Source organism: Mycobacterium sp. 663a-19, assembly GCF_035616495.1.
Taxonomy (GTDB): Bacteria; Actinomycetota; Actinomycetes; order Mycobacteriales; family Mycobacteriaceae; genus Mycobacterium.
On sequence record NZ_JAPJAV010000004.1, the window covers coordinates 334,944 to 359,467 of the forward strand.

Genomic DNA, 24,524 nt, shown 5'->3' on the forward strand with positions numbered 1-24,524 from the left:
TGCCCTTAATCGTCGTCGTCATCGTCGCGCAAGGCCGCGTTGACCAGGGCGTCGAGGTCCATGTCCGCGATGTCCTTCTCGGTGGTCACCGCCGGCGTTGCCGCCTGGCCGTCGGTCTCGTTCGCCAACGCCAGCAACATTTCCAGGACTCCGGCCTGGCGCAGGCGCTTGACCGGAATCGACCCGACGACGCGCTGGATCTCGGCTTCCCCGAGCGCGGCGGCCGAAGCCTGTTGCTCGGATGCGCCGACGAGCTCGCGGTGCATGTAACCGGCCAGCGCGGCGGAGTTGGGGTAGTCGAAGATCAGCGTCGGCGACAGCGCCAGTCCGGTGGCGGATTTGAGCCGGTTGCGCATCTCGACGGCGGTCAGCGAGTCGAAGCCCAACTCCTGGAACGCCCGGTCCGGGTGGATCGCCTCGGCGCTGGAGCTGCCCAGCACCGTGGCGATGTTGGAGCGCACCAGGTCCAGCAGAACGGCCTGTTGCTCGTCCTCGGGCAGCCCCTCCAGGCGTTGCAGCAGAGCCGATTTCGATTTGGCGGCGGCCAGCGAGTCGTCGACCTGGCGGCGGGTGGGCGCGTTGATCAGGTCGACGAACATCGGCGGCAGGGTGCCCGCGTCGAACTTGGCCCGCAAGGCCGCCAGGTCGATGTGGGCGGGCAGCATGAACGGCTCGTCGACGATGAGCGCGGTGTCCATCAATTCCAGCGCCTGGTCCGAGGACATCGCCACGATCCCGTCGCGGCCGAATCGGGCAAGGTCGGCGGCTCCCAGCCCACCGGTCATGGCGCTGGCCTGATCCCACAGCCCCCAGCCCAGCGAGATCGCGGGCAACCGGTGGGCCCGCCGGTGGGCGGCCAACCCGTCCAGGAACGAGTTGCCCGCCGCGTAGTTGCCCTGGCCCGACGCGCCGGCCAGCCCGGCGATCGACGAAAACATCACGAAGGCCGACACATCCAGGTCGCGGGTCAACTCGTGCAGGTTCCAGGCCGCGTTGACCTTGGCGCGCAGCACGGCGTCGAGCCGCTGGGGAGTCAGCGACGTCACCACCGCGTCGTCCAGCACCCCGGCGGCATGAATCACCCCGGTCAGCGGGCGCTGCACCGGGATATCCGCGATCACCTTGGCCAGCGCCTCGCGATCCGCGGCGTCACAGGCCACCACCTTCACCCCGGCGCCGACCGAGCTCAGCTCGAACACCAGCTCCGCGGCCCCCGGCGCGTCCAGGCCGCGCCGGCTGACCAGCACCACGTTGCGCGCCCCGTGGCGCGTCACGACGTGCCGCGCGACCGCCGAGCCGGCCATCCCGGTGGCGCCGGTGATCAACACCGTTCCCGACGTCCACGCGTCGGGCATGGTCATCACGACCTTGCCCACGTGGCGGGCCTGGCTCAGATACCGCAACGCGGCGGGCGCACGTCGCACATCGAACCTCGTCACCGGCAGCGGCCGCAGCACGTCCTCGCCGAACAGGGCGGCCAACTCGTCGAGCATCTGCGCGATGCGTTCCGGTCCCGCCTCGAAGAGGTCGAAGGCGCGGTAGCGCACGCCGGCGTGGTCTCGGGCGACGACCTCGGGGTCACGGATGTCGGTCTTGCCCATCTCCAGGAACACCCCGTCGGGGGCTACCAGCCGCAGCGAGGCGTCCACGAAATCACCTGACAGCGAGTCGAGCACCACGTCGACTCCCCGCCCGCCGGTCACCGCCCGGAACTTGTCCTCGAACTCGAGGCTGCGCGAGTCGGAGATGTGATCGTCGTCAAAGCCCATGGCCCGCAACGTGTCCCACTTGCCGCGGCTGGCGGTCGCGAACACCTCCAGGCCGAAGTGGCGGGCCAGCTGGACCGCGGCCATGCCCACCCCGCCGGCGGCGGCGTGCACCAGCACCCGCTGACCGGGCTTGACGCGCGCCAGGTCCACCAGCGCGTAGCACGCCGTGGCGAACACCACCGAGGCTGTCGCGGCCGCGGTGTGCGACCACCCGGCCGGCATCTTGACGAGCAGCCGCTGGTCGGTGGTGGCGATGGTTCCGGTCCCGTCCGGGAACAGGCCCATCACGCGGTCGCCGACCGCGAAACGACCGCCCTGCGAGGCGGTTTCGACCACGACGCCTGCGGCCTCGATGCCCATGACGGCGTCCGGGTCGGGATAGAGGCCCAGCGCGATCATGACGTCGCGGAAGTTGGCGGCGATGGCCGACAGCGCGACCCGTACCTGACCCGGCCCGAGCGGTGCGTCGGCGTCGGGAATCGGTTCCAGCCGCAGGTTCTCGATGGTGCCGCGGCTGCTCATGCCCAGCCGCCACGGTCCGTCGTCGGGTGGCACCAGCAGGCCGCCGACGGCGCGGCTGCCGAGCACCCGCGCGGTGTGAACCGTCCCGTTGCGCAGCACCACCTGCGGCTCGCCGACCGCCAAAACCGCGGCTATCGCGTCGGGATCCGGGGTTGCGTCGGTGTCGACCAGCGCGATTCGGCCGGGGTGTTCGGTCTGCGCCGACCGCACCAGACCCCAGACCGCCGCGCCCGCCAAATCGGTAACGTCCTCCCCCGGCAGCGCCACCGCGCCCCGCGTCGACACCACCAGGGTTCCCGCGCCGTCGCGCGCCAGCCACGACTGCAGCACCGACAGCACCGCGCGCGTGGCCGCATACACCTCGGCGATGACGTCGCCGGACACCGGTTGCGACTCGAACAGCACCGCCGATCGCTCGGCCTCGGCGTCGTCGGAATTGCTGGATTCCGGTGCGCCCCAAGGGCACACCGATACCGGCTGCACCGCCGACACCGGCTGAGCCGACCAGATGACCTCGAAGAGCCGATCCGGCCCCGAGCTCGTCACCGCGGCCAGGAGCTGCTTGTCGGTGACCGGGCGGGCAACCATCGACGCGACCGAGAGCACCGGAAGGCCAAGCCCGTCGGCCAATTCGATCGACACCGCCGACTTGCTGACCGGCGCGATCCGCGCGCGCACCGCGCCCGCCCCCGCGGCGTGCAGCGACACCCGCTGCCAGGAGAACGGCACCAGCATCGAACCTTCGGGCAGTTCCTCGCCGTCGGAGGCCAACATGACCGCGTGCAGTGCCGCGTCGAGCATCGCCGGGTGGACGCCGAATCCGGCCGTCGACACCCCCGCGTCCGCCGGCAGCGCCACTTCGGCGAACACCTCGTCGCCGCGACGCCACATCGATGTCAGGCCGCGGAACGCGGGACCGTACCCGTAGCCGCGCTCGGCGAGTCGCTCGTATCCGTCGCCGACCTCCACCGGGACCGCGCCCACCGGCGGCCAGGCCGACAGGTCCGCGCTCGGCTGCACCGATCCCGCGCGCAGCACGCCCTCGGCGTGCAACGACCAGCCGGACCCCGCGTCGGCCCGCGAGAACACCGATACCTGGCGGGCGCCGGAATCGTCCGGGCCGCCGACCAGCACCCGAACCGCGACCGATCCGTCGGCCGGCAACACCAGCGGCGCAGCGAGATTCAGCTCGTCGATAACGCCACAGCCCACCTCGTCGCCGGCGCGGATCGCCAACTCGACAAACCCCGCGCCGGGGAACAGCACGACACCGCCGACGGCGTGATCCGCCAACCAGCCCTGCGCGCCCTGCGACAACCGGCCGGTCAGCACCACGCCGCCGGAGTCCGGCAGTTCCACCACCGCGCCCAGCAGGGCGTGCTCGCCGGCGGCCAGGCCCAGGCCGGCGGCATCGGCCGGGGCGCCGTCGCCGGAGAGCCAAAAGCGGCGCCGGTCAAAGGCATACGTGGGGAGCTCGACGAACTTGGCCGCGCCGATCGCCCCGCGCCAGTCCACGTCCATCCCGGTTACGAAACCTTGCGAGAGCGCGGTGGCCAGGGCCACCGGTTCCGCGCGGTCCTTGCGCAGCGCGGACATCGTGACGACCGGTGCGTCGGGCAGCGATTCCTCGATCGACGCCGTAAGCCCGCCGCTCGGCCCGACCTCGAGGAAACGGGATGCGCCGGCCGAGTGCACGAACCGGACGCTGTCGGCGAATCGCACCGCCTCGTGCACGTGCCGCTTCCAGTACGCCGCCGACGCGAAGTCGTCTCCCGCGAGCTGCCCGGTCACGTTCGACACGATCGGGATGGTGGGCTTGCCGACCGCGAGTCCGGCGGCGACGGTTCCGAATTCGTCGATCATCGGGTCCATCAGCGGGGAGTGGAACGCGTGCGAGACGGCGAGCCGGTGGACGCGGCGCCCGTCGGCGCGGAGCCGGTCCGCTATTGCCGTCACCGCCTCTTGTGCGCCCGAGATCACCACGGAGGCGGGCCCGTTGACCGCGGCGATGCCGACCTGCGGCGGGAGCAGCGGCCGCACCTCGTCCTCGGTGGCCTGCACGGCGACCATCGCCCCGCCCTCCGGCAGCGCCTGCATGAACCGGCCCCGGGCCGCCACCAGCACCGCGGCGTTCTCCAGCGACAGGACTCCGGCGACGTGCGCGGCCGACAGCTCCCCGATCGAGTGGCCCATCACGAAATCGGGTCGCACGCCCCAGGATTCGAGGAGCCGGAACAGGGCGACCTCCACCGCGAACAGCGCGGGCTGCGCGAATTCGGTGGTGTGCAAGACGTTTTCGTCGTCGCCCCACATGACGTCGCGAAGCGGCCGCAGCAGGTGCCGGTCGAGTTCGGCCACTACGGTGTCGAACGCGTCGGCGAACACCGGGTAGGCGGCGTGCAATCCCATTCCCATGCCCAGCGTTTGGGAGCCCTGGCCCGGGAAGACGAAGACGGTCTTGCCGCCTTGCGTCGCGGCGCCGCGAACGATCGAGCCTGCCAGGTCGTCCCCGGCCAGCTCGTCCAGCCCGGAAAGCAAGCCGTCGCGGTCACTTCCGACGATGACGGCCCGATGCTCGAAGGTGGAGCGGCCCGCCAGCGACCACGCCACGTCGGCGATGTCCAGGTCCTCGTGGGCGCGCAGGTGGGCCGCCAACCGCGCGGCCTGAGACCGCAACGCCGACGGCGACTTCGCCGACACCGGCCACGGCAGCACCGGCGCCTTGGGGCGGGGTTCCGGTTCGGCGGGCTCCTCATTCGGGACCGCCTCGATGATGACGTGCGCGTTGGTGCCGCTGATCCCGAACGACGACACCCCGGCCCGACGTGGCCGACCCGGTTCGCCCTTCCAGGGCCGGGCCTCGGTCAGCAACGACACGGAGCCCGTCGACCAGTCCACGTGCGGGCTGGGCTCGTCGACGTGCAACGTTGCCGGCAACGTCTCGTGGCGCATCGCCAGAACCATCTTGATGACACCGGCCACACCCGCAGCGGCCTGCGTGTGGCCCATGTTGGACTTGATCGACCCCAGCCACAGCGGCTCGCCGCGGTCCTGTCCGTAGGTCGCCAACAGGGCTTGGGCCTCGATCGGATCGCCCAAAGTCGTTCCGGTGCCGTGGCCCTCGACCGCGTCGACGTCGGCCGCCGACAGGCCGGCGCCGGCCAGCGCGGCGCGCACCACCCGCTGCTGCGACGGACCGTTGGGCGCGGTCAACCCATTGGAGGCGCCGTCCTGGTTGATGGCCGAGCCGCGCAGCACCGCCAGCACCGGGTGCCCTAACCGCCGCGCGTCCGACAGGCGCTCGACGACGAGCATGCCGCCGCCCTCGGAGAACCCGGTGCCGTCGGCCGCGCCGGCGTACGCCTTGCACCGGCCGTCCGCGGACAGCCCGCGCATGCGGCTGAACTCCACGAAGATGTCCGGCGTGGCGTTGACGGTGACGCCGCCGGCCAGGGCCAGATCGCACTCGCCGGAGCGCAGCGACTGCGCCGCCATGTGCAGCGCCACCAACGACGACGAGCACGCCGTGTCCACCGATACCGCCGGGCCCTCCAGCCCCAGCGCGTACGACACCCGCCCCGAGGCAACGCTCGACGATTGGCCGGTCAGCCGGAAGCCCTCGGCGGCCTGTGCGGCGCCCATGCCGTAGCCCTGCGTGTATACGCCGGCGAACACGCCGGTGGCGCTGCCGCGCAACGCGCCGGGCTCAATCCCCGCCCGCTCCAAGGCTTCCCAGGACAGTTCGAGGAACATCCGCTGCTGCGGGTCCATCGCGAGCGCCTCGGTCGGCGTGATGCCAAAGAAGGCGGGATCGAAGTCGGCGACGCCGTCCACGAACCCGCCGGTGCGGGTCGAGCACGTCCCCGGAACGTCGGGATCCGGGTTGTACAGCCCGGCCAGGCCCCAGCCGCGATCGGTCGGGAATTCCGAGAGCACGTCGCGCCCCTCGGCCAGCATGTCCCACAGGTCGTCGGGGGAATTCACCCCGCCCGGGTAGCGGCACGACATGCCGACGATCGCGATCGGGTCGTCGCCTGTTACGCGGGCGGCCGGGGCTTGCTTGATCTCCCGCGGCACCCCGGCGAGCTCGGTGCGGATGTAGCCCGCCAGGCCGTTCGGGGTCGGGTAGTCGAAGATGAGCGTGGGCGAAAGCGCCAGCCCGGTAGCGGTTTTCAGCCGGTTGCGCATTTCGACCGCGGTCAGCGAGTCGAAGCCCAATTCCTGAAACGCCTTGTCCGGGTCGATCGCCTCGGCCGTCGTGTTCCCCAGCACGGTCGCGATGTGCGAACGCACCAGGTCCAGTAGCACGGCGTGCTGCTCCGCCTCCGGCAGCCCGTCCAGGCGATGCGCCAGAGCCGATTTCGATTTTGCCGCCGCCAGCGAGTCTTCGACCCGGCGCCGGGCCGGCGCGTTGAGCAGGTCGGTGAACATCGGTGGCACCGCGACCGCGTGGGCGCGCAGCGCGCCGAGATCGATGCTGGCGGGCGCGAGGAACGGCTCGTCGACAATGAGTGCGCTGTCGAACAATTCCATCGCCTCGTCCGACGACAACGCCAGGATCCCGTCGCGGCCCAGCCGTGCGCGGTCGGCCGCGTCCAGCCCACCGGTCATCGCGCTGGCCTGATCCCACAGCCCCCACCCCAGCGAGACCGCCGGCAGGCCGTGCGCCCGCCGGTGAGCGGCCAGCCCGTCAAGGAACGCGTTGGCCGCGGCGTAGTTGGCCTGGCCCGACGAACCCACCAGCCCGGCCATCGACGAAAACATCACGAACGCCGACAGGTTCAGGTCGCGGGTCAATTCGTGCAGGTTCCACGCCGCGTCCACCTTAGCCCGCAACACCGCGTCGATGCGTTCGGGCGTGAGCGAGGTGACCACCGCGTCGTCCAGCACGCCGGCGGCGTGGATGACGCCGGAAAGCGGCCGCTGCGCGGAGATCTCGGCGATCACCGCCGCCAGCGCGTCGCGGTCGGCCGCGTCGCAGGCGACCACCCGCACCCGCGCGTCGGCGGCCTCCAATTCGGCGACCAAGGCGGCGGCCCCCGGTGCGTCCGGGCCGCCGCGGCTCAGCAGCACCAGGTCCCGCACGCCGTGCCGCGCCACGAGGTGCCGCGCCAGCGTCGAGCCCGCCATGCCGGTCCCGCCGGTGATCAGCACCGTGCCCTCGCTCAGCGCGCCCGGCATGGTCATCACGACCTTGCCGATGTGGCGGGCCTGGCTCAGGTAGCGCAACGCGGTGCGCGCGCGTCGCACGTCGAATGTCGTCACCGGCAACGGCTTCAGCACCCCGGCGTCGAAGAGCCCGGCCAGTTCGAGCATCCACTGATGCATCCGGGGGCGGCCCGGCTCGAACAGGTCGAAGGCGCGGTAGCGCACGCCCGGGTGTTCGCGGGCGACCGCACCCGGGTCGCGGATGTCGGTCTTGCCCATCTCCAGGAACAGCCCGCCGGGGGCGACCAGGCGCAACGAGGCGTCGACGAATTCACCGGCCAGCGAGTCCAGCACGACATCCATGCCGCGGCCGCCCGTGGCCGCGCGAAACTTGTCCTCGAAGTCCAGGCTGCGCGAGTCGGCGATGTGGTCGTCGTCGAAGCCCATGGCCCGCAACGTGTCCCACTTGCCGCGGCTTGCCGTCCCGAACACCTCGAGGCCCAGGTGTCGGGCCAGTTGGACCGCCGCCATCCCCACTCCCCCGGCCGCGGCGTGCACCAGCACCCGCTGGCCCGGCTTCACGTCGGCCAGGTGGACGAACGCCATGTACGCCGTGGTGAAAACCGCTGAGATGCCGGCGGCTTCGGTGTAGGACCAGCCGGCGGGCATCGGCTGCAGCAGGCGGACGTCGCCGGGCACCAGTGTGCCGCTCCCGTCGGGGAAGAATCCGTACACCGCATCGCCGACCGCGAATTCGGTGACGCCCGGCCCGACCTCGACGACGACGCCGGCACCCTCACCGCCGAGCAGGGCGTCGTGGGTGAACATGCCCAGGGTGATCATGACGTCGCGGAAGTTGGTGGCGATCGCGCGCAGGGCCACCCGAACCTGGCCCGGCTCCAGCGGCGCATCGGCGTTGGGAACCGGCTCCAGTTGCAGGTTTTCGAAGGTGCCCGCGCTGCTGATGCCCAGCCGCCAGGGCCCCTCGGCGGGGGGCGCCAGGACGCCGTCGACCGCGCGGCTGCCGCGCACCCGCGCGGTGTACACCTTGCCGTCGCGCACGAGCACCTGGGGTTCACCGGCGGCCAGAGCCTTCGCCACGGCGCTGTCATCAAGGGCCACATCGGAATCCACCAGCACGATCCGGCCGGGGTGCTCGGTCTGCGCAGAGCGCATCAGGCCCCACACCGCCGCGCCGGCCAAATCGGTGACGTCCTCGCCCGGCAATCCCACGGCGCCCCGGGTCGCCACGACCAGCACCCCGGAGTCGCGCTCGGTCAGCCACGACTGCACGGCACCCAGCGCGCGGTGCGTGCGCTCGTACGTCGCCGCGACCGGATCATCCTCTGCCGCAACGGATTCGAACACCTCGTGCGCCGACGCCTCGGCCGGGGCGGTCTTCGTCGTCGGCGACCACACCAGCTCGAACAGCCGGTCCGGGCCCGCGCTCGATATCGCCGCGCGCAGCTGCCGTTCGTTCACCGGGCGTGCCACCATCGCACGCACCGACAGCACCGGCAGTCCCAGCCCGTCGGCCAGCTCGATCGAGACCGCCTGGGACGCCGCCGATCCGCCCGCCGGCGCGATGCGCGCGCGTACCGCCGACGCGCCCGCGGCGTGCAGCGACACGCCCTGCCACGAGAACGGCAGCACGACATCGGCGGTCTGGCCGGCGATCTGGTGAGCCAGCGCGTGCATCGCCGCGTCGAGCAGCGCCGGGTGCACGCCGTACCCGTTGACGCCGCCGGCGGCGTCGGGCAGTCGCACCTCGGCGAACACCTCGTCACCGCGCACCCACGTCGCGGTCAGCCCCCGAAACGCCGCGCCGTAGCCGTACCCGCGCGCCGCCAACCGCTCGTAGCCGTCGGCCGGGTCGACCGCGACCGCGTCCGCCGGCGGCCACGCCGACAGGTCGGCGTTCGGCTCGACCGGCTCGGGGCTCAACGCGCCCTCGGCGTGGCACACCCACGCGACGCCCGCATCGGCGCGCGAGAAAATCGAGACGCTTCGCCGGCCCGACTCCTCGGCGGGGCCCACCACCACCTGCACGGCGACCGAGCCGAGCCCGGACTCGCCGGCCGGCAACATCAGCGGCGCCTGCAGGGTGAGCTCGTCGACCGTCGAGCAACCCACCTCGTCACCGGCGCGGATCGCCAGCTCCACGAACCCGGCGCCGGGGAACACGACCGTGCCGGAAACGGCGTGATCGGCAAGCCAGCCCTGCAAGCTGGGCGACAGCCGGCCCGTCAGCACCACCCCACCCGAGGCCGGCAGCTCCACCACCGCGCTCAGCAGCGGGTGCTCGCTGCTGCCGAGCCCCAGGCCCGCCGCGTCGGCCGCCACGCCCTCGCCGGACAGCCAAAACCGCCGGCGGTCAAAGGCATACGTCGGCAGCTCCACGAAGCCGGCGCCATCCAGCGCGCCGCGCCAGTCCACGCCAACCCCCGCGACGAACGCGGTGGCCGCCGAGCTCAGGAACCGATCCAGCCCGCCGTCGTCGCGGCCCAATGTGGGAACGACGGTGGCCTCGGTGGCCTCGGCGTCGCCGCCGATGCAGTCGTTGACGGTGTCCTCGATCCCGGCGACCAGGGCCGGGTGCGGACTGGATTCGATGAAGGTTCGGTACCCGTGCTCGCAGGCGCTGCGCACCGCCTGGTCGAACTGCACGGTCTGCCGGATGTTGCGATACCAGTAGTCGGCATCCAATCCCGCTGTGTCCAAGCGGTTTCCGGTGACCGTGGAGAAGAAGGCGACGCGCGAGGAACGCGGCTCGATGCCGGCCAGCGCCTCGGCGAGCTCGGCGCGGATCGCCTCGACCTCGACCGAATGCGAGGCGTAGTCCACGTCGATGCGCCTGGTTCGCAGCTCCAGGTCGGCGCAAAAGCCGACGAGCTCGTCGAGCGCGGCGACGTCGCCCGACACCACGACGGCCGAACGGCCGTTGACCGCGGCGATACCGACCCGATTGCCATAGGGCGCCAACAACTCCCGGGCCCGCTCGGTGCTGCAGGCGATGGACAGCATGCCGCCGGGGCCGGCCAGCGACGTCAGCAGCTTGCTGCGCAACGTGACCACGCGGGCGGCGTCCCGCAACGACAGCGCGCCGGCGACGTAGGCCGCGGCGATCTCGCCCTGCGAATGCCCGATCACGGCGTCCGGGCTCACCCCGAGCGACTTCCACAGTTCGGCCAGCGACACCATCACCGCGAAGAGCGCCGGCTGCACGACGTCCACGCGGTCCAGCCCGGGGGCCCCGGGCGCGCCGCGCAGCACGTCGGTCAGCGACCAGTCGACGAATTCCGAGAAGGCGTCCTCGCACGCCCGGATGTGCTGCGCGAATACCGGTGCGGCATCGAGCAATTCGATGCCCATGCCCAGCCATTGGGAGCCCTGGCCGGGGAACACGAACGCGGTCTTGCCCGCCGGGGTCGCGGTGCCCCGAACGACGGAGCCCGTCGGATCGTCGTTGGCCAGTTCGTCCAGCCCGGCCAGCAGCCGGTCCCGGTCACCGCCGACGACGACGGCCCGGTGCTCGAACCTCGAACGCCCCGCCAACGTCCATCCCACGTCGGCGATGTCCAATTCGCCATGGGCGCGCAGATATTCGGCCAACCGCGCGGCCTGCGCCGCCAGCGCCGGCGCCGACTTCGCCGAGATCGCCCACGGGACAACCGGCGGCGCCGGGGCCGCCTCGCGTGCCGGCTGCGCGGGGGCGGCCTCGACGATCACGTGGGCGTTGGTGCCGCTGATCCCGAACGACGAGATGCCCGCCCGGCGCGGGCGTTCGGCCTTCCATGGCCGCGCCTCGGTGAGCAGTGACACCGATCCCGCCGTCCAGTCGACGTGCGGGCTGGGCGCATCCACGTGCAGCGTCGCCGGCAGCAGCCCGTGGCGCATCGCCTGCACCATCTTGATCACGCCGGCCGCGCCGGCCGCGGCCTGGGTGTGACCCATGTTCGACTTGATCGACCCGAGCCAGAGCGGCTCGTCGCGATCCTGCCCGTAGGTCGCCAGCAGCGCCTGCGCCTCGATAGGGTCGCCCAGTGTGGTCCCGGTGCCGTGCCCTTCGACCACGTCGACCTCGGCGACCGACAGCCCCGCGTTGGCCAGTGCCGCCCGCACCACCCGCTGCTGCGACGGGCCGTTGGGCGCGGTCAACCCGTTGGACGCGCCGTCCTGGTTGACCGCCGAACCGCGGACCACCGCCAACACCGGGTGCCCCAGCCGCTGGGCGTCCGACAACCGCTCCACGACCAGCATCGCCCCGCCCTCGGACCAGCCCACGCCGTCGGCCGCGCCGGCGTAGGCCTTGCACCGCCCGTCGGGCGCCAGTCCGCGGTGCCGGCTGAACTCGACGAAGACCGTCGGGGTGGCGTTCACGGTCGCGCCGCCGGCCAGCGCCAGGTCGCACTCCCCCGAGCGCAGCGACTGCACGGCCATGTGCAACGCCACCAGCGACGACGAGCACGCCGTGTCCACCGACACCGCCGGGCCCTCCAGGCCCAGCACATACGAGACCCGCCCCGAGGCGACGCTGGAGGTCATGCCGGTGAGCCGGTAGCCCTCGATCTCCTCGGCGAGCATGCCGTAGCCCTGCACGATGAGACCGGCGAACACCCCGGTGGCGCTGCCGCGCAGCCCGCTGGGGTCAATCCCGGCCCGCTCCAACGCTTCCCACGACAGCTCCAGCAACATCCGATGCTGGGGATCCATCGCCAGGGCCTCACTCGGCGCGATCCCGAAGAACGCGGCGTCGAAGTTCCCGACGTTGTCGACGAAGCCTCCGGTGTTCACGTAGCACTTGTGGCGGGCGTCGGGGTCGGGGTCGAACAGCGCCGCCAGGTCCCAGCCGCGATCGGTGGGAAACTCCGATATCACGTCGCGGCCGTCGGCAACCATCTGCCACAGGGCCTCGGGGCTGTCGACGCCGCCCGGGAAGCGGCAGGACATGCCGACGATCGCGATCGGCTCGCTCGACCGCTCCAGCAGTGCGCGGTTGGTGCGCTTCAGGCGCTCAACCTGGACCAGCGCTTTGCGCAGCGCTTCGGTCGCATGCTGGAGTTGATCCGCCATCACTACCCCTCGCCTACCATTGGCCGTCTGCAACCGCCGGGTGCGGCTCTCGCCAAGTCACGGAAGTTGCTGCACGAAGCGGCCCGGTGGATTTTTCGACCAGCGCCGTGCTGCTGTCCGACCCAAGAATGTCGCTGGTGAGTATGGCCAACTCCGGCGGGATTTCAAAACGTCCTTCAAAACGTCCGAAGCTCCGCGACACGCGCGGCGGCCCCGAAGTGCCTCACATCCGGCGCCACGCCCATGGCGTGACTGTACCTGGCTACGCATCGGCGGTGGTCAGGCGCATGGCCGCGCGGCGTCGCGGTCAGACACCCACGCGGCGCCAGCCGTCGGCGGCCCGGGCGGCGCGGATCAGCACATCGCAAAGCTCGCGCAGCTCGGCCGCGTCGGCGCCCTCGTCGAGCGCCGTGGCGACGTCCTCCGCCGCGCATCGCACCTGGTAGACGCGGTCCGACAGGTCGGCCGCCTCGTCGGCCGACAGCACCACCGCGTCGGCGGGCAGCGCCGCCACCTCGCCCCTGCTCAGCGAGGCCCGCTGCTCGTATGCCCGCTGCCGGCAGGACTGCCGGCAGTACTGGCGGCGACGGCCCATCCCGGCGTCGGCCACGTCCCGGCCGCACCAGCGGCAGGGCTGCGGGCGGGTACGGCGGGTCACGCCTGCCGACTTTAGTCGGGCCCGCCGCGCGATCCCGGTATCATTGATGGTCGCGCCGCGTGGGCCGCGTGTCGGCCCGGGAACTACGCCCGGGCGCCGTAACGTTTGCCAAGCGGAGACAATCCCACCAGCCCAAAGGACCTAAGGAGTAGCCCCCATGGCTGATCGCGTACTTAGGGGCAGTCGCCTCGGAGCCGTGAGCTACGAAACCGACCGCAACCACGACCTGGCGCCGCGGCAGATCGCGCGGTACCGCACCGAGAACGGCGAGGAATTCGAGGTCCCGTTCGCCGACGACGCCGAGATCCCCGGCACCTGGCTGTGCCGCAACGGGATGGAGGGCACCCTGATCGAGGGCGACCTGCCCGAGCCGAAGAAGGTCAAGCCCCCGCGGACGCACTGGGACATGTTGCTGGAGCGCCGCTCGATCGAGGAACTCGAGGAGCTGCTCAAGGAGCGGCTCGAGCTGATCAGGTCGAAGCGCCGCGGCTGACCGGCTACGCCCCGGCCGACTTCGTGCGGTTTTCGGCGCGCGCCGCGCGGGCGCTCGGGGTTCGCCCCTGGACGCCCCACCGGCTGACCTTGACCAGCGCCTCGCGGATGTTGGAGCCGCTCATCTTGGACACGCCGAGCTCGCGTTCGGTGAAGGTGATCGGCACCTCGACGATGACGAACCCGTTGCACACCGTCCGCCAGGTCAGGTCGATCTGGAAGCAGTAGCCCTTGGAGTCGACGGCGTCGAGGTCGATCGCCTCCAGGACCTCGCGGCGGTAGGCGCGGTAGCCGGCGGTGATGTCGTGCACCCCGATGCCGAGGGCCAGCCGCGCATAGGTGTTGGCCGTCCAGGACAGGGCCCAACGCCGCCACGGCCAGTTGCGCACCGCTCCGCCCTCGACGTAGCGCGAACCGATGGCCAGGTCGGCCCCGGCGTCGACGGCGTCGAGCAGGCGGTGCAGCTGTTCGGGCGCGTGGCTGCCGTCGGCGTCCATCTCGACGAGCACCGAGTACTGCCGGCTCAGACCCCAGGCGAAACCCGCGAGGTAGGCCGCGCCCAGGCCGTCCTTGGTGGTGCGATGCATGACGTGGGTGCGGCCCGGGTCGGCCGCGGCCAACTCGTCGGCGAGCTTGCCGGTGCCGTCGGGGCTGTTGTCGTCCACGATGAGCAGGTGCACGTCGGGGCAGGCGTCCCTGAGCCGCCGGTGAATCACCGGCAGGTTCTCCAGCTCGTTGAAGGTGGGGATGATCACCAGGACGCGCTGGCTCGGGCGATTGCCCGGGACGCGGGGTGCCTGCTGGCCGGTGGTCATGTAGCTCCTCTGTCTCGCCCGAAATCGGGTCGGCCGCCCTCGTCGGCGGGCTCGGTGTCGTCGCCGCCGTCTGCTGGCGGGGTGTGGTCGCCGTCGTCGTCGGGCCCGGGCCTCGACCGCCTAGACCTCCGCCGAATGGGACGCGGGAACCACCCATTGTGCCGTATCGCGACCAGAATCACCGCTCCGGCCGCCGCGGCCAGCACCCATTGCAGGATCGCGCCCCAGCGCGTCGCCGGTGTCAGCTGCGTCTTGAGGCGGACCTGAATGTCCAGATAGCCGGGCTCGAAGAAGCCGGTGCGGACCAACTCGGCGCCGTCCGGCGCGATCACCGCGCTGATGCCGGTGGTCCCGGCGACCACGACGTATCGGTCGTGCTCCACGGCCCGCACCTTGGCGAACGCCAGCTGTTGCTCGCTCATCCGCCGGTTGAAGGTGGCGTTGTTGGCGGGCACGGCCAGCAACTGTGCGCCGTTGCGGACCGCCTTTCGCGGCTGACGGTCGAAGATCACCTCCCAGCAGGTGGCCACGCCCACCGGAACCCCGGCGATCTGCACCACGTCGCTGCTCTTGCCGGGGACCATGTGGCCGGCCCGGCCGGCGTATCCGGACAGGTGCGTGAACAGCCACGGCATGGGCAGGTATTCGCCGAACGGCTGCACGATCTCCTTGTCGTGGCGGTCGGCAGGTCCGGTCACGGGGTTCCAGACGATGACCGTGTTGGTGTACTGCTCGGGATCCTGGGGGTGGCCCGGCACCGCGAGGACGGTTCCCAGCAGGATCGGCGCGCCGATCGCGTGGGCCGCCTGCGCGATCTGCTGTCCCGCGTCGGCGTCGAGCAGGGGGTCGATGTCCGACGCGTTCTCCGGCCAGATGACGAACTGGGGTTGCGCGGCGGCTCCGGAACGCACGTCGTCGGCCAGCCGCAGCGTCTCCTGGACGTGGTTGTCCAGCACCGCCCGTCGCTGCGCATTGAAGTCGATTCCGAGCCGGGGCACGTTGCCCTGCACGGCGGCGACGGTGACTGTGGGCTCGCCGCCCGATCCGGCGCCCGCGTGCCGCACCTGCGGCCAGACGATGACGGCGGTGAACAGCGCCAGGCAGATGCAGATGCCCGGCAGCAGCACCGCGGGCGGCTGTTGCTCGGGGGCCGTGTCGCGGGGGCGGGCACCGGTTCGCCACCATGTGGCGATCTCCTGGGCGATCGCGGTCGCGCTGAATCCCACCAGCACGACCGCCGTCGACAGCAGCGCGACCCCGCCGAGCTTGACCAACGGAAGCAGCGGGCCGTCGGCCTGACCAAACGCCACCGACCCCCAGGGAAAGCCGCCGAACGGAAAGACCGACTTCACCCACTCCTGGCCGGCCCACACCAACGCGAACCAGACCGGCCAGCCGGGCAGGTCCCGGACGACGACGGCGAAGAGGCCGAAGAGCGCGGGAAACAGCGCGCACGTCGTCGCCAGCGCCAACCACGGCACGGCGCCCACCAGCAGGCTGATCCACGGCAGCAGCGGCAGGTAGAACGCGAGCCCGAACAGAAATCCGTAGCCCAGCCCGCCCATGACCGTGGTGGCGGGATGCTTCAGCACCCAGGCCAACAGCGCGGCGGCGACGACGGCGGCCCACCACCAACTCAGCGACGGGAAGCTGGCGCACAGCAGCAATCCGGCCACGATGGTGACCAGCAGCCGCGCCAGCCGTGGCTGCAGCGCCGCCCGCAGACCCGGCAGCCGCGCGGCCGCCGCGGCGCCGGCCCCGGCCAGCGCCCGACGCGCCAGCGCGCCGACGCGCCCGGCCGGGCCCTCTCGGGTGTCCGGGCTCTCCTGGGTCTCCGGGCCCGGCTCGAGCTGGTCGGGCTCGTCGGTCCGCTCGTGCCGGCCGCTAGCCATAGATGACCGCGCCCCTGTGCACGGTCCGGCGGCAGCGCGGCAGGGCGTCGGCCGGGCCCAGGCGCGGCAGCGCGGGCACCCGCGAGCGCGGGTCGGTGGACCAGCGCTGGACGGCGTCGCGCGGTGCGCTCACGTCGAGGGGTCCGGCGTCCCAGATGGCGTAGGAGGCGGGCGCGCCGGGCACCAGGGTCCCGGTCGTGCCGTCGCGGACACCGGCCGCCCGCCAGCCGCCGCGGGTCGCGGCGGCGAACGCGGCCCGGGCCGACACCGCGCTGCCCGGGGTGCGATGGTTGACGGCCGCGCGCACGCTTTCCCACGGGTCGAGAGCCGTCACCGGGGCGTCGGTACCGAGCGCGAGGGGCACGCCTTGGGATGCTAACAGCGCGAGTGGGTTGAGCCGGCCGCCTCGTTCGGGGCCAAGCCGGCGGGCGTACATGCCGTCGGCGCCGCCCCATTGCGCATCGAAATTGGGCTGCACGCTGGCGATGACGCCCCACGCGCCCAGTTTGGCGGCCTGCTCGGCCGTCACCATCTCCACATGCTCGAGCCGGTGCCCGCAGCGGGCGACGGCGGCCACGCCGAGGTCCTCCACGACCCGTTCCAGGGCGTCGACCACCGCCGCGACCGCGGCGTCCCCGATGACGTGGAAGCCGGCCGTCGCCTCCGCCTGGGTGCAGGCCCGCAGGTGCGCCTCGATGGCGTCGGGTTCCAGGTAGCAGGTGCCGACGCGGTCGGGCGCGTCGGCGTACGGCTCGTGCAGCCAGGCGGTGCGTGACCCGAGCGCCCCGTCGACGAACAGGTCACCGGCCAGCCCGCGGGCCCCGGTCCGGTCGATCAGCGCGCGCGCCTGCGCCGGAGTGCTCACCGCCTCACCCCAGTAGCCGATCACCTCGACGCCGTGATCGAGGGCGCGAAGCTGCAGCCAGTCGTCGAGCCCGCCGATCTCGGGGCCGGCGCATTCGTGCACCGCGACGATGCCCGCCGCCGCGGCGGCCCGCAGCGCCGCGGCCCGGGCGTCGGCCAGCTGCCCGGCGGTCAGCAGCTCCCGGGCGGCGGCGCGGACCAGGTGGTGCGCGTCGGCGGTCAGCGGCCGCTCCGCGCTGAAGCCGGCCGCCGCCGGGAGCTCCGGGACCAGGCGTCGCAGCGCCGAGGAGGCCAGCGCCGAGTGGACGTCGACGCGAGCCAGGTAGGCCGGCCGGTCACCGAGCGTCGCGTCGAGGTCGGTGGTGCTCGGCGGCGCGTTGTCGGGCCACGACGACTCGTCCCAGCCGTGCCCCCACACCGGCCGGCCGGGGTGAGCGGCGGCGTGCTCGGCGATCATCCGCATGCACTGCGCGCGCGACGTGGCGAGCCGCAGGTCCAGGCCGGTGAGGGCCAGACCGGTCGCGCTCAGGTGGATGTGGCTGTCCACGAATCCCGGCGCGACGAAGCCGCCGTCCAGGTCGACGACCTGCGCGTCCGGGAACTGGCCGCGTCCGACATCGTCGCTGCCCAACCACGCGACGACGTCGCCGCGCACCGCCATCGCGGTCGCGTCGGGGTGGCTGGGGCTGTGCACCCGGCCGTTCACCAGCAGCGTCGTGGAAATCGTCGTAGCCCGACGATCGGATTGCGCCACACGCCAAAACTTAGATGGGGCCCGGTGACAACGGGGGCCGCGGTGGCGGCTCGACGTCCGTGACGTCGATGACTTCGCCGTCGATGTAGTCACGGCCGTCGCCGGCGTAGCCCGAGTCGGCCGTGAAGGTCACCCTTTCGGTGATCAGCGGTACCCGCCGCTGCAAACCGCGCAGCGCGATCCCGGCCAGGCCGGGCCCGGCGAGCGTCCGGATCGGCGGCATCAGCAACAACAGGCCCAACGCCGAGGTGACCAACCCTGGAATCAACACGAGCGCCATGGCCAGGCCGACCATGGCGCCGTCGTTCACGGCGGACTGCGGTTCGGCCAGGCCGGATCGGAGCTGCCCGAGTTGGCGGATGAGCTGCGATCCGGCCATCGGCGCCAGCAGGCCCCACCCGAGCAGGAAGGTGGCCAGCAGCACCAGCAGGGTCCAGCCCCACCCGATCGTCGACACCAGCGCGAAGATCACCGCCAGTTCGACGACCGCGTAGACGAGCAACAGCCGCGACAGCATGTCACGCCAACGTCTGCGGATCGCTCCCGAGTTCCCCTGGTGATGCACAACTCGGCTGCAGTTAGATGACGCTATGACGACGATTCAGATCGAGGCCCCCGACGGACCGATCGATGCGCTGCTCGGCATGCCCGAGGGAACCGGCCCGTGGCCGGGTGTGGTGGTGATCCACGACGCGGTCGGCTACGGACCGGACAACGAAATGATTTCGCGGCGCATCGCGCAGGCGGGCTACCTGGCGCTGACCCCGAACATGTACGCCCGGGGTGGCCGCGCGCGATGCATCACGCGGGTCATGCGCGAGCTGATGACCAAGCGTGGTCGCGCACTCGACGACGTCCTGGCCGCTCGGGATCACCTGCAGTCGATGCCGGAGTGTTCCGGCCGCGTCGGGATCGCCGGGTTCTGCATGGGCGGTGGCTTCGCACTTATCATGTCGCCCAAGGGTTTTGGCGCCTCCGCGCCGTTCTACGGCACGCCGCTGCCGCGCAACCTGAGCGAGACGCTGGACGGGGCGTGCCCGATCGTGGCCAGCTTCGGCAGCCGCGACCCGCTGGGCATCGGCGCGGCCAAGAAGTTGCGGGAGGTGACCGAGGCCAAGCAGATCACCGCCGACATCAAGTCCTACCCCGGCGCGGGTCACAGCTTCGCGAACCAGCTACCCGGCCAGCCGCTGCTTCGCGTGGCCGGTTTCGGCTACAACCGGGCCGCGGCCGACGATGCGTGGAGCCGGGTGTTCGCGTTCTTCGGCGAGCACCTGCGGTAGCGCTAGGGCCGCAGCTTGCGCGACAAGACGGTCGCGAAGGTGTGCGCGTCGCCGGGCCAGCGCGCCGACACGTAATTGCCGTCGTCGACGACGAACGCCGGCCGCCAATCCGTCGCGGTGTCGCGTGCGATTCCCGACGACTTGCGCCGCCAGTGCGGCGATCCGCGGACGACGTCGCAGAAATCCGCCGGGTCCTTGAGGGCGCGGGTGACCTCGGACTGCACCGACATGTACCCGCCGGGCTGCCCGGGCTCCTCGGTATAGGTCCGGTAGTAGTCGGGGTCCCAGAAGCGGGTGACCCGGGTCAGCCGCCAGGCGAGCCGCTCCATCGCCCACGTCAACGCCGTGGTCTTGCGCCCGTAGAGCACCGAGTGGCCCGTGGCGGGATCGACGCTGCGCGCGGCGAGCAGCACACCGTGACAGATCGCGGCCACCACCAGGCCGCGGGCGAAGGCGTCCACGACCAGCCGCTGCAGGATGTCGCTGTCGATGTAGCCGCGCATCCCGCGGGCGCGGTGCCCGCCGGGCAGCAGCAGCGCGTCGACGTCGTCGAGGGTGGCCTGCGACCAGCTGACGGGACGGCGGAATTCGGTGGAGCCGACCATCGCGGCGTACGCCTGGCGGCCGTCCTTGTTCGCCCGCAGCGCCAGCCCGATCGCCGGGACCGCGCCCAATACCGGTAGTGCGGACCAGATGTCGAGGCCGCGGCCGGTGACCATGATGTCGTCGGCCACGCCCGGTGCGCCGCTCTGGGTGGCGAACACCACCCGATGACCGTTGCGCGTCAGAACCCGCCAGCTGACCGCGACCTCGGTTGGGTCGAAGTCGCGGTCCGGGATCGGGATCAGGACGGCGCCCATGGTCTGTGTCCGGTTAGCCTCCAGGCACTTTCAGCTCGAGGCCGACGTTGTTTTCCATCCCGCCGCGCAGCTTGCTGACGAAGTTGAACAGCCGGCCCTGGATGCCGTAGCGCTTGCCGATCGCGTCGTACACGGCGCGGGTCTGCGACTTGTCCAGGATCGCCGCGGTGCCCTCGACCGCCTCGCTGGTCGGGCGGCCGCGCAGGGTGCAGGTGGCCAGCGTCACGCGAGGGGTGTTGCGGATTCGCTTGACCTTCCACGACTTTGCCTCGGTGATGACGAGCAGCCGGTCGCCGTCGGCCGCGGCCCAAATCGGAACCGGCTTGGGCCGGCCGTCCTTGGTGAAGGTGGTCAGCAGGATGTATTGCGCCTTGGCGAGATCGGCGAGGGTGGGCGTCACGCTGTCAACCTACCGCCGGGTGATCGTGCCGTTGACTTCGCCGCCCTCGGCTGCAATAGTCGACCGGATTAAATGAAAATATTATTTTCGCTTAATCGTATGCAGCTACGACTGGAGCGGGGCAACGTGGGCGACCCGAAGAAGCCGTTGGCGTGGTTGCCGTTCTCGATCGCCGAGGCGCCGTTATCGGGGGCGGCGGGCGATGTCGATCCGTCCCGGGCGTGGTCGCACCTGATGGACGGGCTTCGCGACGCCGCCCGGGTCGTGGAATCCGATCCGGCGTGCCGGAATCGGGTCGATTTCGCCGCGGGCATGCGCCATCTGCTCGTCCTGCTCGCCGCCGGCATCGACGAGGCGCTGCGGTTCGATCCGGATCCGGTACTGTGCGTCCAACGCACCAGCACCGACGACATCCTGACCTGGGGAATGGAGTGCCCGGACTGCCTCTACACCCGGGCCGTGCTGCGGGGCGGGGAGAGATACCGGTTGTTCGGCAATCGCGGCACCGCCCGCTACGTCGGGCTGCAGACGATGAACGGCATCGCGGCGACCGCGAACGAACTGGTCGACGAGCTCGAGGTGGACGCCGACGGAAACTTCGAGGTGGTGCTGTCGGCCTCGGAGCCGACGGGGCGGGCGGGAAATTGGATGCGCATCGAGGGCAAGCACCCCACCCTGACGGTGCGGCACTTCTTCTACGACTGGGAGACCGAGACGGCGTCGTCGCTGCGCATCGAACGACTGGGCGACGCAGCGCCGGCGACCCGCCCGGCCGTCGATCCCGACGCCGCGCTCTCGCGCCAGCTGATCGCCCTGGGCGACTTCGTTCAGGACAACCTGGCCTTCTTTCTACAATTCGGCGCCGCGCCGCCGCCGAACGGCTTCCTGCCCCCGATCGACCGCACCGACATCGGCGCCGCGGCGGAGAACAAGCCGGTCATCGGTCGGTGGGAACTGGACCGGGGCGAGGCGCTGATCGTGGAAGTCGAACCGCCCGAAGGGATTTACTGGAGCTTTTCCATCGGCAACCCGTGGTGGGAAACGATTCACTACGGGCGCCACCAGTCCAGCCTGAACGCCCATCAGGCCGCGGTGGACTCCGACGGGCGGGTGCGTGTGGTGCTGTGCGCCGAGGATCCCGGGGTCGCGAATTGGCTCGACACCGCGGGCCACAGCAACGGCCCGATCATCCTGCGCTGCGTGCGAACCAAGACGGCGCCGACACCGACGACGCGGCTCGTGTCGTTCGACGACGTGCGCGCCGAGTTGCCGGGCACGGCGACGGTCACGACGGAGGAACGGGCAGCCGTCCTCGCGACGCGTCGGCGCGCCGTGCGCGAAAGGTTCGGACGGTGACGTTCGACGCCGACGAGCTGGAGGAAGGCGCCCGCGCCGCAACGGGTCTCGACGATTTCGGCTCCCCCTACTACCGGGAGGGTCTGGAACGCATCGTCGATGCGCTGAACACCGAGGCGGACCTCAACGACATCGGCCGGGTCATCCAGCACGCCACCATCAGCAACGCCCTGATTCAGCGGCTCAAGATCGAGGACACCTACCACCGGCACCCCGAGATCGACGACCAGGTGGTCGGCGGCCCCGTTTTCGTCATCGGCTTACCTCGCACCGGGACGACGGCGCTGAGCCAGCTGGTGGCCGCCGATCCGCAATTCCGGTCGCTGCGAGTGTGGGAATCCCAGGCTCCCACCCCGCCGCCGGAGGCCGCCACCCAGCACACCGATCCACGGATCGCCCAGGCCGAGGCCGGTCTGAAGATGCTCAACGACATGTTCCCGTTGATGAAGACGATGTACAACTCCGAGCCCACGGCACCGACCGAATGTCAGGACCTGATGGGCATGAGCTTTCGCACCTTCCACTTCGACGGCGCCGTCCGCGCGCCGGGCTACCTGGCCTGGCTGATGGGCTGCGACATGCGCGAGACGTACACCTATCACCGGCGAGTGCTCAAGTTGCTGCAATGGCATTGCCCGCCGGTGCTGTGGCACCTCAAGACCCCGGTGCACATGTTCGCCCTCGACGCGCTCGTCGCCGCCTACCCGAACGCCAAATTCCTGTGGAGCCATCGCGATCCGGCCAAGGTGATGGGCTCGGTGTGTAGCCTCATCCGGTACGTGCGCAGCTGGAGCAGCGACCGCGACGACGCCAGGGAGCTGGGCGCGGAACAAGTCGACAGCTGGGCCGAGGGCGTGCGGCGGGCCATGGATTTCCGCGACCGTGTCGGTGACGACCGATTCGCCGATGTCTCCTTCGCCGATTTGCAGACCGATCCGGTGCGCGCGCTGCAAACCCGTTACGAGAGGCTGGGTTTGACGTTCACCGATGCCACTCTGCGCTCGGTCCAGCAATGGGCGCGGGCACACCAGCCGGGCTCGCGCGGGGCGCACGAATACGACCTCGCCGACTACGGCCTGACACCAGAGGGTGTCCGCGAACGGTTCGCGGACTACCTCGCCACCTACGATGCGAGCGCCTGACCCCGTGAGCGCCCCCCGCGCGCGGCGCCGCCACAAGCTGGCTCCCGACGCGGCGGTGCGTCGCGCGATCCTGGCGGCCGCGTCGACCGTCGTGCGCGAGCAGGGAATCGGCAAGCTCAGCGTCGGCGCGGTCCTGGAACGGACCGCGCTGGGAACCCGCGCGTTCTACCGGCATTTCGACTCGAAGGACGAATTGGTGGCCGCGCTCTTCCTCGACGCGGCCCGCGCGGAGGAACGGCGGCTGCGACGCCGAATGGCCTCCGCCACAACGGAGATCGATGCGGTCGCGGCGTGGATCGATGGACGCCTCGATCTGGCGTTCGACGACAGCGTCGAATCCGATTTGCGTCGCATGTCGCTGGAGGCTCAGTCGCAGTCCCCCGCGCTGGTTCAGCCCGCTTACGCGGTAATGCTCGAGCCGCTGCGCGACGCGCTTCGGCGCGGCCTGCAGGGCGGGGTATTCCCGCACATCGACCCCGTGACCGACGCGCAGTTCATCCACGGGGTGGTGTGGGCGGGCATCAACCAGCAATGGGCGACGGGCGATTGCGACCGCGACGAAATCCGCGACCGCATGCTCCGGTTTTGCCTGCGCGGGCTGGGCGCCGGCGCCTGAGAATCAAACAGAGGGAGACATTCGATGGACCTGGGTTTCACCGGATCGACGGCCGTCGTCACGGGCGGCAGCAAGGGCATGGGGCTGGCGATCGCCGAAGCCCTTGCGGCCGAGGGGGCCAGCGTCGCGGTGATGGCGCGCGGCCAAGGGGCGCTCGATGCCGCCGTCGAGTCGCTGCGCGAGGCCGGCGCCCCGGACGCGGTGGGGATCAGCGTCGACATGGCCGATGCCGAATCGATCGCCGACGGTTTCGCCGCGGTCTCGCAGCGGTGGGGTCAACTCAATTGCCTGGTCCACACGATCGGGCCGGGCGACGGCTATTTCGAGCAGATGGACGACGCCGAATGGGACGCCGCGTTCACGCTGGGCACCATGTCGGCCGTGCGATCGATCCGCGCCGCCCTGCCGCTGCTGCGCGCTGCGGATTGGGCGCGCATCGTGACCCTGTCGGCGCACTCGATTCAGCGGCAGAATCCGCGCCTCGTCGCCTATACGGCGTCGAAGGCGGCGCTGGCCAGCATCACCAAGAACCTGTCCAAAAGCCTTGCCAAGGACGGCATCCTGGTCAACTGCGTGTGTCCCGGAACCATCGTGACCGCAAGCTTCACCGAGGTGCTCAAGGACATCCTCGCGGCCGAGGGCCTCGACGCCACGAACCCGCGCGACGTCATGACGTGGATCGACAACAACTTTCACCAACCGTGCGACCTCGGCCGCGCCGGCCTTCCCGAGGAGGTCGCATCCCTCACCGCGTACCTGGTGTCGCGGCGGAACGGCTATGTCACGGGCGCCACGGTGAACGTCGACGGCGGATCGGATTTCGTCTAGTTGCGCCTCCACCGCGAGCAGACGCAAAAGCACCACAAAACCACGGGTTTTG

12 protein-coding genes and 1 pseudogene are annotated in these 24,524 nt (G+C 71.2%); 6 read left to right on the plus strand and 7 right to left on the minus strand.

Going from position 1 to position 24,524, the window contains the following annotated elements; all coding sequences use genetic code 11:
• Positions 1-5: 5 nt before the first annotated feature.
• Positions 6-12,512: a type I polyketide synthase gene (locus OQ968_RS10245; protein WP_324677285.1), complete on the minus strand. Its 12,507-nt coding sequence runs from the start codon at positions 12,510-12,512 to the stop codon at positions 6-8.
• Positions 12,513-12,819: 307 nt separating this feature from the next.
• Entirely contained in the window at positions 12,820-13,170 is a 351-nt protein-coding gene (locus OQ968_RS10250; protein ID WP_324677287.1) for a hypothetical protein, read from the minus strand.
• A 157-nt stretch (positions 13,171-13,327) separates the two neighbouring features.
• Between OQ968_RS10250 and rbpA the strand changes: the two genes are divergently transcribed.
• Positions 13,328-13,663, plus strand: a complete 336-nt coding sequence (rbpA, locus tag OQ968_RS10255; protein ID WP_324677289.1) for an RNA polymerase-binding protein RbpA — start codon at positions 13,328-13,330, stop codon at positions 13,661-13,663.
• 4 nt (positions 13,664-13,667) lie between these two features.
• Here the strand turns inward: rbpA and lnt are convergent.
• The 3 genes and pseudogenes from lnt to OQ968_RS10270 all read right to left on the minus strand — a co-directional run bounded on the left by lnt (position 13,668) and on the right by OQ968_RS10270 (position 18,504).
• Positions 13,668-16,369: pseudogene (lnt, locus tag OQ968_RS10260) on the minus strand (apolipoprotein N-acyltransferase).
• Entirely contained in the window at positions 16,362-17,894 is a 1,533-nt protein-coding gene (locus OQ968_RS10265) for an amidohydrolase (RefSeq protein WP_324677423.1), read from the minus strand. Before OQ968_RS10265 ends, lnt begins: the two are co-directional and overlap by 8 nt.
• A gap of 103 nt (positions 17,895-17,997) precedes the next feature.
• Positions 17,998-18,504, minus strand: coding sequence for an FxsA family protein (locus OQ968_RS10270; protein ID WP_324677291.1), 507 nt, complete (start codon positions 18,502-18,504; stop codon positions 17,998-18,000).
• A gap of 73 nt (positions 18,505-18,577) precedes the next feature.
• Between OQ968_RS10270 and OQ968_RS10275 the strand changes: the two genes are divergently transcribed.
• Positions 18,578-19,270: a dienelactone hydrolase family protein gene (locus OQ968_RS10275; RefSeq protein ID WP_324677293.1), complete on the plus strand. Its 693-nt coding sequence runs from the start codon at positions 18,578-18,580 to the stop codon at positions 19,268-19,270.
• Positions 19,271-19,272: 2 nt separating this feature from the next.
• Here the strand turns inward: OQ968_RS10275 and OQ968_RS10280 are convergent, their stop codons facing one another.
• Positions 19,273-20,130, minus strand: a complete 858-nt coding sequence (locus OQ968_RS10280; RefSeq protein ID WP_324677295.1) for a type 1 glutamine amidotransferase domain-containing protein — start codon at positions 20,128-20,130, stop codon at positions 19,273-19,275.
• Between the two features lie 13 nt (positions 20,131-20,143).
• On the minus strand, positions 20,144-20,530 hold the full coding sequence (locus OQ968_RS10285) for a PPOX class F420-dependent oxidoreductase (RefSeq protein WP_324677297.1): 387 nt from the start codon (positions 20,528-20,530) through the stop codon (positions 20,144-20,146).
• Between the two features lie 99 nt (positions 20,531-20,629).
• Between OQ968_RS10285 and OQ968_RS10290 the strand changes: the two genes are divergently transcribed.
• The 4 genes from OQ968_RS10290 to OQ968_RS10305 are packed head-to-tail and all read left to right on the plus strand — an operon-like array spanning position 20,630 to position 24,472.
• Positions 20,630-21,886 carry a DUF1214 domain-containing protein gene (locus OQ968_RS10290; protein ID WP_324677299.1) on the plus strand — a complete coding sequence of 419 codons (1,257 nt, stop codon included), beginning with the start codon at positions 20,630-20,632 and terminating at the stop codon, positions 21,884-21,886.
• Entirely contained in the window at positions 21,883-23,028 is a 1,146-nt protein-coding gene (locus OQ968_RS10295; protein ID WP_324677300.1) for a sulfotransferase, read from the plus strand. Before OQ968_RS10290 ends, OQ968_RS10295 begins: the two co-directional genes overlap by 4 nt.
• 4 nt (positions 23,029-23,032) lie before the next feature.
• Entirely contained in the window at positions 23,033-23,644 is a 612-nt protein-coding gene (locus OQ968_RS10300) for a TetR/AcrR family transcriptional regulator (RefSeq protein WP_324677302.1), read from the plus strand.
• 24 nt (positions 23,645-23,668) lie between these two features.
• Complete coding sequence (locus OQ968_RS10305) at positions 23,669-24,472, plus strand: SDR family NAD(P)-dependent oxidoreductase (protein ID WP_324677304.1); 804 nt, start codon at positions 23,669-23,671, stop codon at positions 24,470-24,472.
• Positions 24,473-24,524: the final 52 nt, after the last annotated feature.